The 13,420-nt window shown below is 67.3% G+C and carries 10 protein-coding genes; 7 read left to right on the top strand and 3 right to left on the bottom strand.

The window, feature by feature from the left end:
* Window positions 1-3 precede the first annotated feature (3 nt).
* Together cobT and FHR96_RS16310 are read right to left on the bottom strand one after the other, a co-directional pair.
* Window positions 4-1,041, bottom strand: coding sequence for a nicotinate-nucleotide--dimethylbenzimidazole phosphoribosyltransferase (cobT, locus tag FHR96_RS16315; RefSeq protein WP_183388841.1), 1,038 nt, complete (start codon window positions 1,039-1,041; stop codon window positions 4-6).
* Between the two features lie 112 nt (window positions 1,042-1,153).
* On the bottom strand, window positions 1,154-2,758 hold the full coding sequence (locus tag FHR96_RS16310) for an OpgD/OpgG family glucan biosynthesis protein (RefSeq protein ID WP_221195857.1): 1,605 nt from the start codon (window positions 2,756-2,758) through the stop codon (window positions 1,154-1,156).
* 439 nt (window positions 2,759-3,197) lie between these two features.
* On the opposite strand from FHR96_RS16310, the gene FHR96_RS16305 reads away from it, so the two are divergent.
* Both FHR96_RS16305 and FHR96_RS16300 read left to right on the top strand, forming a co-directional pair.
* Window positions 3,198-4,787 (top strand): ABC-F family ATPase, encoded by a 1,590-nt coding sequence (locus FHR96_RS16305; RefSeq protein ID WP_183388790.1) that lies wholly within the window; start codon window positions 3,198-3,200, stop codon window positions 4,785-4,787.
* 388 nt (window positions 4,788-5,175) lie between these two features.
* On the top strand, window positions 5,176-6,246 hold the full coding sequence (locus FHR96_RS16300; protein WP_183388789.1) for a PA0069 family radical SAM protein: 1,071 nt from the start codon (window positions 5,176-5,178) through the stop codon (window positions 6,244-6,246).
* 16 nt (window positions 6,247-6,262) lie between these two features.
* Here the strand turns inward: FHR96_RS16300 and FHR96_RS16295 are convergent, their stop codons facing one another.
* Window positions 6,263-7,183 (bottom strand): LysR family transcriptional regulator, encoded by a 921-nt coding sequence (locus tag FHR96_RS16295; protein ID WP_183388788.1) that lies wholly within the window; start codon window positions 7,181-7,183, stop codon window positions 6,263-6,265.
* Window positions 7,184-7,366: 183 nt separating this feature from the next.
* On the opposite strand from FHR96_RS16295, the gene aptA reads away from it, so the two are divergent.
* The 5 genes from aptA to FHR96_RS16270 form a co-directional block, all read left to right on the top strand.
* Window positions 7,367-8,710 (top strand): omega-aminotransferase AptA, encoded by a 1,344-nt coding sequence (gene aptA / locus FHR96_RS16290; protein WP_183388787.1) that lies wholly within the window; start codon window positions 7,367-7,369, stop codon window positions 8,708-8,710.
* A 181-nt stretch (window positions 8,711-8,891) separates the two neighbouring features.
* A complete protein-coding gene (locus FHR96_RS16285) occupies window positions 8,892-10,382 on the top strand; it encodes a CoA-acylating methylmalonate-semialdehyde dehydrogenase (RefSeq protein ID WP_183388786.1) in 1,491 nt (496 codons plus the stop codon).
* Between the two features lie 440 nt (window positions 10,383-10,822).
* Complete coding sequence (locus FHR96_RS16280; RefSeq protein ID WP_183388785.1) at window positions 10,823-11,758, top strand: 4-hydroxyproline epimerase; 936 nt, start codon at window positions 10,823-10,825, stop codon at window positions 11,756-11,758.
* A 79-nt stretch (window positions 11,759-11,837) separates the two neighbouring features.
* Window positions 11,838-12,785, top strand: a complete 948-nt coding sequence (locus FHR96_RS16275) for a dihydrodipicolinate synthase family protein (RefSeq protein ID WP_183388784.1) — start codon at window positions 11,838-11,840, stop codon at window positions 12,783-12,785.
* A 136-nt stretch (window positions 12,786-12,921) separates the two neighbouring features.
* On the top strand, window positions 12,922-13,420 hold a 499-nt coding region (locus FHR96_RS16270), incomplete at its 3' end, for an aldehyde dehydrogenase family protein (RefSeq protein ID WP_183388783.1).

Here is a 13,420-nt window from a genome sequence, read left to right as displayed (position 1 = left end):
GCATCAAGCCCCCTCGCGATCGTCGACCCCGGCGCCGTCGAAGGTGGCCATCTCGGCCAGCATCGACGTGGCCGCCTCGAGCAGCGGGAAGGCCAGGGCAGCACCGCTGCCCTCGCCCAGGCACAGCTCCATGGCCAGCAGCGGCTCGGCGTCCAGCGCCGCCAGGGCGTGGGCGTGGCCGGGCTCGTGGGAGCGATGACCGAAGATCAGGTAGGGGCGCAGCGCCGGGTCGAGCCGGCAGGCCGCGAGCGCGGCCACCGTGGCGATGAAACCATCGACGAGACAGGGAAGGCGCCTGCCCGCCGCCTCCAGGTAGGCCCCGACCATGGCGGCGATCTCCAGCCCGCCAAGCTTCGCCAGCACGTCCAGGGGATCGGCGGGGTCCGGGGCGCGCTCGGCCAGCGCCGCCTCGATCACCGCGCGCTTGTGGGCCAGCGCCTCGCCGGCCACGCCGGTGCCGGGGCCGACCAGCTCGGCGACGGGCACGCCGGTCAAGGCCGCCAGCATGGCGCTGCTGGCGGTGGTGTTGGCGATGCCCATTTCGCCGGCGATCAGGCAGCGGCAGCCCGCCTCTGCGGCCCGCTCGGCGGCACGCCGGCCGGCAGCGATGGCGGCCAGGGCCTGGTCGCGGGTCATGGCGTCCTCGCGGGCCAGGTTGGCGGTGCCGGAGCGAACGCGATCGTGGACCACGCCGTCATGGGGCAGCGCCCCCGCCACGCCCACGTCGACCACCTCGAGCCGCGCGTCGATGCGCCGCGCAAAGGCATTGATGGCCGCCCCGCCGGCGACGAAGTTGGCCACCATCTGGGCGGTCACCGACTGGGGAAAGGCCGAGACGCCCTCTGCCGCCACGCCATGGTCGGCGGCGAACACCGCCACCCCGGGAGGGCCGACCCGCGGGAAATCCTCGCCGGTGATCGCCGCCAGGCTCACTGCCAGAGACTCCAGGCGCCCGAGGCTGCCCGGGGGCTTGGTCAGGGTGTCGAGATAGCGGGCCACGCGCCCGGCACAGGCGGTGTCGGGCGCGGGAATGGACGGCATGGCATCGGTCACGGGGCATCTCCGGGCATCCTTGGCAAGGCGCCCATCCTACCAGAGGCCCGCTGCCGGCGGTGGCTACCCTCGCCCGCTTGGCTCCGCGAGCCCGAACGCCCTACAGGTGTCCGGGATTGCGCAGCTTGCGCTCCTCCGCGGGCGGCGGCGTCCATTCGTAGAGCCAGGTCTCGGTCAACGCTTGATCGCCGCGCTTCAGGTAGAGCCGCAGGGTGATGGGATCCGTTCCATCGTCGGGGGGCACCACGTCGAACATCGCGCGGTAGCCACCGATGGCGTCCAGCGGGCGGGCCGAGGCGATCTCGACCCGCCCGGCGGAGGCGTCGATGACCGGGGCGACGTCGACCTCCTCGTCCAAGGGCAGCGGACCGCCCGCGAAATCGACCACGAAGCGCCGACTGTAATACTCGCGACGCTGGCCGACCACGCCGCCGAGCCCGGTGCGGGTCGCCACGCAGCGCGCCAGCGACGGCTGGGCGGGCGAGGCGTCGCACCAGCTGAGCCGATAGCCGAACAGCAGCTCCTCGCCGGGCTCGGCGGGCGCGGCCGGGTTCCAGAAGGCAACGATGTTGTCGAAGGTCTCGTCGAGGGTGGGCAGCTCGACCAGCTGTATCGATCCCTCGCCCCAGTCGCCCTTCGGCTCGATCCAGACGCCTGGGCGTCGATCGTAGAACACGCCGTCGTCCTGGTAATGGTCGAAGTCGCGATCCCGCTGCAGCAGTCCGAAGCCGCGTGGCGCCCGTTCGCCGAAGGCGTTGAAGCGCAGCCGGTCGGGATTGGCGAGCGGTCGCCACAGCCACTCGCCGTCGGCGGCATGGATCGACAGGCCATCGGAATCGTGGATCTCCGGCCGCCAGTCCCAGCTTGCCTCCCGGTCGTTCTCGCCGACCATGTACATGCTGGTCAGCGGCGCCACGCCGAGCCGCTCGATGGTGCGCCGCGGGTACAGGGCGGCATCGATGTCCATGACCACGCCGTCGGCCTCGCCGATGATGAAGCGGTAGGCGCCGGTGACGCTGGCCGATTCGAGCAGTGCATGGACGATGACGTGCGACTCGCCGTCGTCGGGCTGCTCCAGCCAGAAGCGGGTGAAGTCGGGAAACTCCTCCTCCCCGGTCGCGGTGGCCGTGTCGATGGCCAGGCCACGGGCCGACATGCCGTACTGCAGGGAGTCGCTCACCGCCCGGAAGTAGCTGGCACCCAGGAAGGCGGCAACGTCACGCTGCCAGTCGTCACGGTGATGGAGCCGGAACCCGGCGTAGCCGAGATCCTCGGGCAGGCGCTCCCCCTCGACGCCCGACGCGCCGAAATCGAATCGTGAGGCCTGGTAGGCAAGCTCATGGGCGCGGCCCTCGACGACCTCGTAGATGCGCACCGGCGTCCGGTAATGGAGCCCCAGATGGAACAGCTGGGCACGGAAGTCCGCCCCGTTGTCCCCGGCCCACAGCGCCCGCTCGGGCCGATAGCGGATCGCTTGGTAGGCGTCCCAGTCGAGGCCGCGGAGCGGCGCGGGCAGCTCGATGGCATGTTCACGCGGCGGCCGGGCGGAAAGCTCCCGGGCCAGCCCCTTGAGCCAGGCAAAGTCGAAGGGCTCGCCGTCACCGCTCGGCTGGGCGTCTCGCCCCGCCGCCAGCACGCTGCCCATCGGCAGCAGGCCGCTGCCGCCGAGCGCCCCGGTGAGTTTGAGGAAATCGCGTCGCTTCATAACGGGTTCCTTGTCAGTGGCATCCATCACGGCCCCGGGTTCGCCCGGGGCGCCCTCGCGTCCGTGTGGAACGCCGCCACCCCGCCCGAGTTCCCCGGCCAAGGCTTTGTCGTGATGACGGGAGACGCCCATGCCATACCTGGATACGGCAAAGGAGCCCGACATGGCGACGCCTCCCCACCGCCAACGCTCCCTGGCAGCTGCGCGGCAGCAACCTGTCATCGCGCTATACCACTCGCTGGGGAGAGTGGCTCGAGGTCGAGGCATGAGCCCGCCATGGAGACGGCAGGTTGCCGAACCGAGCTGACGCGGCCGGTCGACGGGGCGTGTAGATAGCCACGCGGTCCGGCACGTACAATGCGCCCTCCACTTTGGTCGAAGCCCCTTGCCGCGCCGGCCCAAGTCTCTCATTCATGTTCCTCCCGCGAGATACTCCGCCGTGCTCTCTACCGCCAACATCACCATGCAGTTTGGCCCCAAGCCGCTGTTCGAAAACGTTTCCGTCAAATTCGGCCAGGGCCATCGCTACGGCCTGATCGGGGCCAACGGCTGTGGCAAGTCGACCCTGATGAAGATCCTCGGGGGCGACCTCGAGCCGACCAGCGGCCAGGTGATGAAGGACGCCACCACTCGCCTGGGCAAGTTGCGCCAGGACCAGTTCGCCTTCGAGGACGAACGTGTCATCGACACCGTCATCATGGGCAACGAAGAACTCTGGCGCGTCGCCGCGGAGCGGGAGCGCATCTACTCGCAGGCCGAGATGAGTGAAGAAGATGGCATGGCGGTCGCCGATCTCGAGGTACGTTTCGCCGAACTCGATGGCTATACCGCCGAGGCCCGTGCCGGCGAGCTGCTGCTGGGCCTGGGCATTCCCCTCGAGCAGCACGCCCAGCCGATGAGCGTTGTCGCGCCAGGCTGGAAGCTCCGCGTGCTGCTGGCCCAGGCGCTGTTCAGCGACCCCGACGTGCTGCTGCTCGATGAGCCGACCAACCACCTCGATATCAACACGATTCGCTGGCTGGAGGACATCCTCAAGGCACGCTCGTCGACCATGATCATCATCTCCCACGACCGCCACTTCCTGAACAGTGTCTGCACGCACATGGCGGATCTGGACTACGGCGAGCTGCAGCTGTTTCCGGGCAACTACGACGAGTACATGACCGCCGCCACCCAGGCACGCGAGCGCCTGCATGCCGAAAATGCCAAGAAGAAGGCGGAAATCGCCGAACTGCAGCAATTCGTCAGCCGCTTCTCGGCCAATGCCTCAAAGGCCAAGCAGGCCACGTCGCGGCAGCGCAAGATCGACAAGATCCAACTCGAGGAGATCAAGCCCTCCTCGCGCGTCAGCCCCTTCATTCGCTTCGAGCAGAACAAGAAAATCCATCGCCAGGCGCTCTCGGTGGAAGATCTCTCCAAGGCCTGGGGCGATAACGTACTGTTCGAGCGACTCGGCCTGCGCGTCGAGGCCGGCGAACGGATCGCCATCATCGGCCCCAACGGCATCGGCAAGACCACCCTGCTCAACTGCCTGGTGGGCGGCATGACGCCGGATGCCGGCGAAGCCAGGTGGACCGATGCGGCCGAAGTCGGTTACTTCGCGCAGGACCACGCGGCGGACTTCGAGGGCGGCGAGACGCTCTTCGAATGGATGCAGCAGTGGACGACCGGCGGTGAGCAGACCGTGCGCGGTGCACTAGGCCGGATGCTGTTCTCCAATGACGACATCGGCAAATCCGTGAAGGTCATCTCGGGTGGCGAACAGGGGCGCATGCTGTTCGGCAAGCTCATCCTGCAACAGCCCAATGTGCTGATCATGGATGAGCCCACGAACCACCTGGACATGGAGTCCATCGAAGCGCTCAATCTGGCACTGGAACACTATGCCGGCACGTTGATCTTTGTCAGTCACGACCGGGAATTCGTCGGCTCGCTGGCCACGCGCATCATCGAGATGAAAGACGACGGCATCGTCGATTTCAGTGGCAGTTATGACGATTACCTGCGCAGTCAGGGTGTTCCCGGATAAGTCTTCCCTCGCGCCGTCGTGATGGGTGGCGCCCGCCGCCCATCCGTCAGCCCCCGCCTCATCGGCACAGCCCTTCCACGACTCGACCCGAAGCGTCGCGTGCGCGACGGCAAAGGCGTCGCTCAGCATCGTCTTGATCTCGACCAGCACCCGCTCCTGGTCCGCCCCCTCATCCAGAATCGCAGGCAGCGACATCAGAGGCGGCCCCGGCGTCAGTGACCAGGCATGCACATGATGCACATCGCGGACCTCGGGCAGGCGAGCCCCCTCGACGCCGGACTCACCAACGTCGAAGCGCTCGACCGCGTAGAAAAGCTCCCCGACCCACACTTTGCCGCCATGACGGGAGGCGCCTATACTGTATATATTTACAGCAACGGAGTCCGACATGGCGACGCCGCCCCGGAACGCCATGGCCCGCAAGGGCCGAGGCGCCACCTTCGATCCCGACAATCGCTTCGCGCCGACGCGGGTCGAGGCGGTGGACGACGGCTGGTGGCAGGGCGCCGTGCCCGAGCGGCTGGCCACCGAGGTCGCCGAGGAGCGGTCGCGCAGCGCGCTGGCCTGGAATCGTTCGCCGGACCTGCCCTTCGATCGCTCGTTGAACCCTTATCGGGGCTGCGAGCACGGCTGTATCTACTGCTATGCACGCCCCAGCCACGCCTACTGGGATCTCTCCCCCGGGCTCGACTTCGAGACGCGGCTGATCGCCCGCCACGGCCTGGTCGAGCGACTCGAGGAGGAACTGGCCCAGCCCGGCTATGTGTGCCGTCCGATCAACCTGGCCGGCAACACCGACGCCTACCAGCCCCTCGAGGCCGAGCGCCGCACCACACGGCGCCTGCTGGAATGCCTGCTCGCCTGCCGCCACCCGGTTACCCTGGTGACCAAGGGGGCGCTGATCCTGCGCGATCTGGACCTGCTGGGCGAGCTGGCCCGCCGCCGCCTGGTCAGGGTGCTGGTCAGCCTGACCAGCCTTGACACCGACCTGAAGCGCAGCCTGGAGCCACGCGCCGCCTCACCGGCGACGCGACTCAGGATGATCGGCCGGCTGGCCGAAGCCGGCGTGCCGGTGGGCACCCTGATCTCACCGGTGATCCCGGGACTCACCGACCACGAGCTGGAGCGGCTGATGGGCGCCGCCCGAGAGGCCGGAGCCGGCGACGCCAGTTGGATGCTGCTGCGCCTGCCCCGAGAGGTGGCGCCGCTGTTCGAGGACTGGCTGGCCCAGCACTACCCCGAGCGCGCCGCCAAGGTGATGAGCCTGATTCGCCAGTGCCGCGGCGGGCGCGACTACGACGCCCGCTTCGGCCGCCGCATGCGCGGCCAGGGGGTGTTCGCCGACCTGCTCGACCAGCGCTTCCGCAAGGCTTACCGGCGGCTCGACTTTCCCGGTCTGCCGTCCCTGGATACCGAGGCCTTCCGGCCGCCGCGCCGCCAGGGAGAGCTGTTCGAGTGAGAACGCAGCCCACGTTCTATCCGCCGATCCGGCCTGCCAGCTCCTCGAGATAGCTCTCCAGCACCAGGTTGGGCGGCGCCCCCTTGCGGGTGATGGCGCTGTAATGGGTCAGGTAGTGCCAGGTGTCGGGATTCAGGGCGCGCATTCGTCCCTCGCGCACCCAGCGTTCGGCGTAGTGGGTCGGCAAATAGCCGATATAGCGGCCGGACAGGATCAAAAAGGCGATGCCTTCGCGGTCGGTCGCCGATGCGGCGGCCCTGAGCGGCTCATGCAGCGCCTTGATCTCCGGCGCCTGGGCGTAGGCGGGCACCACGGCATCGCATTCGGCCAGCCGCTCTCGCGTCACGTCGCCGACCTCGAACAGCGGATGGTCCGCTGCGCAGTACAGCTGGGAACGCTCCTCGTAGAGAGACAGATACTCGAGCCCGGGAAGGGTCTTGAGCGCCGGTATCACGCCGGTATGCAATCGGCCGTCCAGCACCGCCAGCTCGATATCGCTGGGCGGAATCATGCGGATGTTGATGCGCACCTCGGGCCCGCGCTCCTTGAGCGCGCTGAGCGCATCGGTGATGTGCATCTCCGGCATGGTCACCAGGTTGTCGGTAATGCCGATATTGAGTTCGCCCTTGAGCCAGGCGTGCAGGCCATTGACCCGGGTGCGAAACCCCTCCACCGCCGCCTGCAGCTGCAGGGTGGCCTCATAGACCTCGGCGCCCTCGTCGGTCAGGGCGAAGCCGCTGCGGCCGCGCTGGCAAAGCCGCAGGCCTAGCCGCGCCTCCAGGTCGTTCATGGCCATGCTGATCGCCGCGCGGCTGATGTTCAGCTCCACTTCGGCGGCGGAAAAACCACCGCATTCCACGACCTTGCGGTAAATACGCAGCAGGCGAAGATCGGCATCGCTGGGCTGGCCCGACAGGGCCTGTTTGCGGGTCGGCATGGCACGGCTCTCTGGTCGAGGACGTTCGTTGCGAAGGGTATCGGACATCGAGGCAGAAAGTTAACCAAATGCTTTCACGAAATTAAAGATATCTAGATTTAACTTATCCACTCCCGGGCCTACCTTTTCATTACAACGACCTGCAATGACCTGAAACGGCCTATCAACAGGAGGGGTGCTGCCATGTCGGTTCGAGACGACTCACACATCGCGGGCTTGAGCCCGGAGCAGTTGGATGCCTACTGGATGCCCTATACCGGCAATCGCCAGTTCAAGCGCGATCCGCGCATCATCACCGGCGCCCAGGGCAGCTATCTCACCGACGCCGAGGGACGACGCGTCTTCGACGGCCTCTCGGGGCTGTGGACCTGCGGCGCCGGCCATTGCCGCCCCGAGATCGCCGAGGCGGTCAGCCGCCAGCTCGGCGAGCTGGACTATGCCCCGGCCTTCCAGTACGGCCATCCCAAGGCCTTCGAGCTGGCCCATCGGCTCCGCGAGCTGACGCCCGCCGGCCTCGACTACGTGTTCTTCACCGGTTCCGGCTCGGAGAGCGCCGATACCGCGCTGAAGATCGCCCGCGCCTACTGGCGCAAGAAGGGCAAGCCGACCAAGACCAAGCTGATCGGGCGCAGCAAGGGCTATCATGGCGTCAACTTCGGCGGCTTCAGCCTGGGCGGCATCGGCGCCAACCGCACCCTGTTCGGCCAGGGCGTGGATGCCGACCACCTGCCCCATACCCTGCTCAAGGACAACGCCTTCACCCGTGGCATGCCGGAGCGCGGCGCCGAACGTGCCGACGAGCTGCTGGAACTGATCGCCCTGCACGATGCCTCCAACATCGCCGCGGTGATCGTCGAGCCGCTGGCCGGCTCCGCCGGGGTGATCCCACCTCCCAAGGGGTATCTCAAGCGCCTGCGCGAGATCTGCGACCAGCACGACATACTGCTGATCTTCGACGAGGTGATCACCGGCTTCGGCCGCATGGGATCGATGACCGGCGCCGAGGAGTTCGGCGTGGTGCCGGACATGCTCAACGTCGCCAAGCAGCTCACCAACGGCGCGGTGCCCATGGGGGCGGTCATCGCTCGGGACGAGATCTATCACACCTTCATGGAACAGGGTGGCCCCGACTACATGCTCGAACTGCCCCACGGCTACACCTACTCGGGCCATCCGGTGGCCTGCGCCGCGGCGCTGGCATCGCTCGACGTGCTCGAGAACGATCGCCTGATCGAACGGGTGAAGGAGATGGCACCGATCTTCGAGAACGCCCTGCACGGACTCAAGGGCACGCGCTACATCAGCGATATCCGAAACTACGGCCTCGCCGGTGCCCTGCAGATCGAGCCCTACCCCGGCGAGCCGGCCCGGCGCCCCTACGAGATCGCCATGAAGTGCTGGGACAAGGGGTTCTACGTGCGCTACGGCGGCGACACCATCCAGCTCGGCCTGCCCTTCATCGTCGAGCGCGAGGAAATCGACCGGCTCATCAACGCACTGGGCGACGCGCTCGGTGAGCAGGATTGAATCAGGCGCCCCTGAGATGCGCGCCGGGGACAAGGCGAAGCGAGGGTCATCCGCCATGGATGGCGGATGTAGCGCCCAGGGAAGGGTTTACAGCGCCCTCGCGGAGGCTTGTCGGCGGCACAGCGCATCGCTCCGTCAGCACCAAGTCATTCTCCTATCAGCTGCATTCAAGAGGTAATACATGACCACACTCGGCCATCTGATCAACGGCGTCCGGATCGACGACGACGCGCGCACCCAGGACCTCTACAACCCCTCCACCGGCGTGGTCGCCGGCCAGGTCAGCCTGGCCAGCAAGGCCACCGTCGAGGAGGCCATCGCCGCCGCCCAGGCCGCCTTCCCGGCATGGCGCGATACCCCGCCGGCCAAGCGGGCCCGCATCATGTACCGCTTCAAGGCACTGCTGGAGCAGAACGCCGATGAGATCTGCCGGCTGATCGGCCAGGAACACGGCAAGATCGTCCACGACGCCAAGGGCGAACTGCAGCGCGGCATCGAGAATATCGAGTACGCCTGCGGCGCGCCGGAACTGCTCAAGGGCGAGTACAGCAAGAACACCGGCCCAGGCATCGATTCCTGGAGCGATTTCCAGCCGCTGGGCGTGGTCGCGGGCATCACGCCGTTCAACTTCCCGGCCATGGTGCCGCTGTGGATGTACCCGATGGCCATCGCCTGCGGCAACACCTTCGTGCTCAAGCCCTCCGAGCGCGACCCGACCTCCTCGCTCTACATCGCCGAGCTGGCGCTGGAGGCGGGCCTGCCCGCCGGGGTGCTCAACGTGGTCAACGGCGACAAGGAAGCCGTCGATACCCTGCTCGACGATGCCCGCGTCCAGGCGGTCAGCTTCGTCGGCTCCACGCCGATCGCCGAGTATATCTACGGCCGTGCCAGCGCCAACGGCAAGCGCTGCCAGGCGCTGGGCGGGGCCAAGAACCACGCCATCGTGATGCCGGACGCCGACATGGACAACGTGGTCAGCTCGCTGACCGGGGCCGCCTTCGGCTCCTCCGGCGAGCGCTGCATGGCGCTGTCGGTGGCCGTGGCGGTGGGCGACGAGGCCGCCGATGCCCTGATTGCCAAGATGCAGGCGCAGATGACCTCGCTGAAGGTCGGCCCCTTCCATGACGCCGACAACGACTTCGGCCCGGTGATCACCAAGGCACACCAGGAGAAGGTCTGCGGCTACATCGACAGCGCCGCCCAACAGGGCGCCGAGATCGTCGTCGACGGTCGCGGCGTCCAGGTGCCGGGGCACGAGCAGGGCTTCTACGTCGGCGGCACCCTGATCGACCGCGTGACGCCGGACATGACCTGCTACCTCGAGGAGATCTTCGGGCCGGTGCTGCTGGTGGTGCGCGTCGACTCCATGGAAGCCGCCATGAAACTGATCGACGACCACGAGTACGGCAACGGCACCTGCATCTACACCCGCGACGGCGAGGCGGCCCGCTACTTCAGCGACCGCATCCAGGTGGGCATGGTCGGCATCAACGTGCCGCTGCCGGTGCCGGTGTCCTACCACAGCTTCGGCGGCTGGAAGCGCTCGCTGTTCGGCGACCTCTCCGCCTACGGCCCGGACGCCGTACGCTTCTATACCCGGCGCAAGACCGTCACCCAGCGCTGGCCGTCGGCGGGCGTCCGAGAGGGGGCGCAGTTCTCCTTCCCCTCCTGATCCGCTCTCCGCGCATCGCTATCGCAGCCGAACCGGCCCTGCCGGTTCGGCTGCGTTCATGACTCCCCGCCCCACCTTCCCCTCCTGACAGGCCCTGGTCCGAGGTCGCCGCGGATCTACGCGCCCTGCTCTTCCGGCCATCTCCCGCCTCGCATGGCCGAGGTCGACCTGGCTCTCGCCGGTTTAGACCTTGGTCGAGCGCGCAGCCCGCTCGTACACGCGCATGGGAGACACACGCCGCGCCATGCCGGCGCCAGGACGTGATCACGCCGGGTCATCAGACCATTCATCCGACCATGGAAAGCGAGGCGGTGCACGAAGATCGCTTCACAAAGATCTTTGAAGATTGTATAAAATATAAAAACTACAGCAACACAGCACACGACTCTGCTCGATAGCGACTCAGTCGATCCTCAAGACAAGACCAACCGGGGGTACCCATGAAACGCGTGCATGTCATCGATTCCCATACGGCCGGCGAACCGACTCGGCTGGTGATGGACGGCTTTCCGGACCTTCCCGGCGCCACCATGGCCGAGAAGCGAGACGCCCTGCGCGACGCGCACGACAACTGGCGGCGCGCCTGCATGCTGGAGCCGCGCGGCCATGACGTACTCGTGGGCGCCCTGTATTGCGCGCCGGAGTCGGCCGATGCGACCTGCGGCGTCATCTTCTTCAACAACACCGGCTACTTGGGCATGTGCGGCCACGGCACGATCGGCCTGATCGCCTCGCTGCATCACCTTGGCCACATCGCCTCGGGCGAACACAAGATCGATACCCCAGTGGGCCCCATCAGCGCCACCCTGCACGACGACGGCGCCGTCACGGTGCGTAACGTGCCGGCCTACCGCTACCGGCATCGCGTCGGCGTCGAGGTGCCGGGATTTGGCCTGGTGTACGGCGACATCGCCTGGGGCGGCAACTGGTTCTTCCTGATCGGCGAGCACGACCAGACACTGGCTCTCGACAACGTCGAGACCCTGACGACCTTTACCTGGGCCATCCGCCAGGCGCTCGAATCACAAGCGATCACCGGCGAGGACGGAGCCGCGATCGATCATATCGAGCTGTTCGCCGACGATCCGGCGGCCGACAGTCGCAACTTCGTGCTCTGCCCGGGCAAGGCCTACGACCGCTCGCCCTGCGGAACCGGCACGAGCGCCAAGCTGGCCTGCCTGGCCGCCGACGGCAAGCTTGCCCCTCACAGCCCCTGGGTACAGGCCAGCATCACCGGCAGCCACTTCGAGGGCTACTACGAGTGGGAGGGCGATCGCATTCGCCCCTATATCAAGGGCCGCGCCTATCTGAGTGCCGACAACACCCTGCTGATCGATGAGCAGGACCCGTTTGCCTGGGGCATCGCGACGTCATGACAGCGGCCAGGTCCGCCAGCGCCCTAACGGGCTGACAGCAACATCACGCATCCATCCAAGTCATACCGAAGGAGACAACATGAACGACAACATCTTTACCGGCTGCATCCCCGCCCTGATGACCCCCTGCACGCCGGACCGCAAGCCGGACTACGACGCCCTGGTCGCCAAGGGGCTCGAGCTCGTCGATATCGGCATGAGCGCCGTGGTCTACTGCGGCTCGATGGGTGACTGGCCGCTGTTGAGCGAGGCCGAACGCCAGGAAGGCGTGGCGCGTCTGGTCGCCGCGGGCGTCCCGACCATCGTCGGCACCGGCGCGGTCAACACCCGGGAAGCCGTATCCCATGCGGCCCATGCCGCCGAGGTCGGCGCCCACGGCCTGATGGTCATCCCCCGTGTACTGTCACGCGGTACCTCGGCCGCCGCCCAGAAGGCGCATTTCTCCGCGATTCTGGAAGCGGCGCCCCAGCTTCCGGCGGTGATCTACAACAGCCCCTACTATGGCTTCGCCACGCGTGCCGAGCTGTTCTTCGCCCTGCGGAAGGCGTATCCGAACCTGATCGGCTTCAAGGAGTTCGGCGGTGCCGAGGATCTGCGCTACGCCGCAGAACACATCACCTCTCAGGACGACGACGTCACCCTGATGGTCGGTGTCGACACCACGGTGTTCCATGGCTTCGTCAACTGCAATGCGACCGGTGCGATCACTGGCATCGGCAATGCCCTGCCGCGCGAAGTCCTGCACCTGGTGTCACTGAGCAAGCAAGCCGCGAAGGGCGATGTCCGGGCACGTCGACTGGCGAGGGAACTCGAGGAGGCCCTGGGCGTCCTGTCGTCCTTCGACGAGGGCGCCGACCTGGTCCTCTACTACAAGCATCTGATGGTGCTCAATGGCGACCACGAGTACGCCCTGCACTTCAACGAGACCGACGTCCTGACGGAGGCGCAACGCCAGTACATCGAAACGCAGTATGCGCTGTTCAAGACATGGTACGCCGAGTGGTCCGCATCCAACCGCGAGGCATGACCTTTCCCTCGACCTGACAATGCGCGAATCGACGCAGCCATGCACTCGTGCCGCTCCGGCGGCTGGCGACATCCCACGCTCGATTCGCGCCATTTCTTGACGCCACCGTTCAATCCCTGTGACCTCAGGAGACCTCATGACCCTGGAAGGCAAGCAACTGATCGGCCAGCAGGCCGTGACCAGCGACGGCAAGCCGATCCACGCCGTCGATCCCGCCACCGGCGAGACCCTGTCCCCGGCCTATCCCGCCGGCGGCCAGATCGAAGTCGAGCGCGCCTGCGACCTGGCCTGGGCCGCCTTCGACGCCTATCGCGAGACCGGCCTCGAGGCCCGCGCCGCGTTCCTCGAGACCGTGGCCGACGAGATCGAGGCCATCGGCGATGACTTGATCACCCGTGCCATGGCCGAGTCCGGCCTGCCGCGGGCCCGCTTGGAGGGCGAGCGCGGCCGCACCTGCGGCCAGCTGCGCCTGTTCGCCAACGTCGTGCGTGCCGGCGAGTGGCTCGACGTGCGCCTCGATCCGGCCCTGCCCGAGCGTCAGCCGATGCCGCGGGCCGACCTGCGCCAGCGCCACATCGCCCTGGGCCCGGTGGCCGTGTTCGGCGCCTCCAACTTCCCGCTGGCGTTCTCGGTGG

This window comes from Halomonas organivorans (genome assembly GCF_014192055.1).
GTDB classification, from domain to species: domain Bacteria; phylum Pseudomonadota; class Gammaproteobacteria; order Pseudomonadales; family Halomonadaceae; genus Halomonas; species Halomonas organivorans.
The sequence above is the reverse complement of the archived record's forward strand: the minus strand, read 5'-3'. Positions and strand labels throughout refer to the sequence as shown.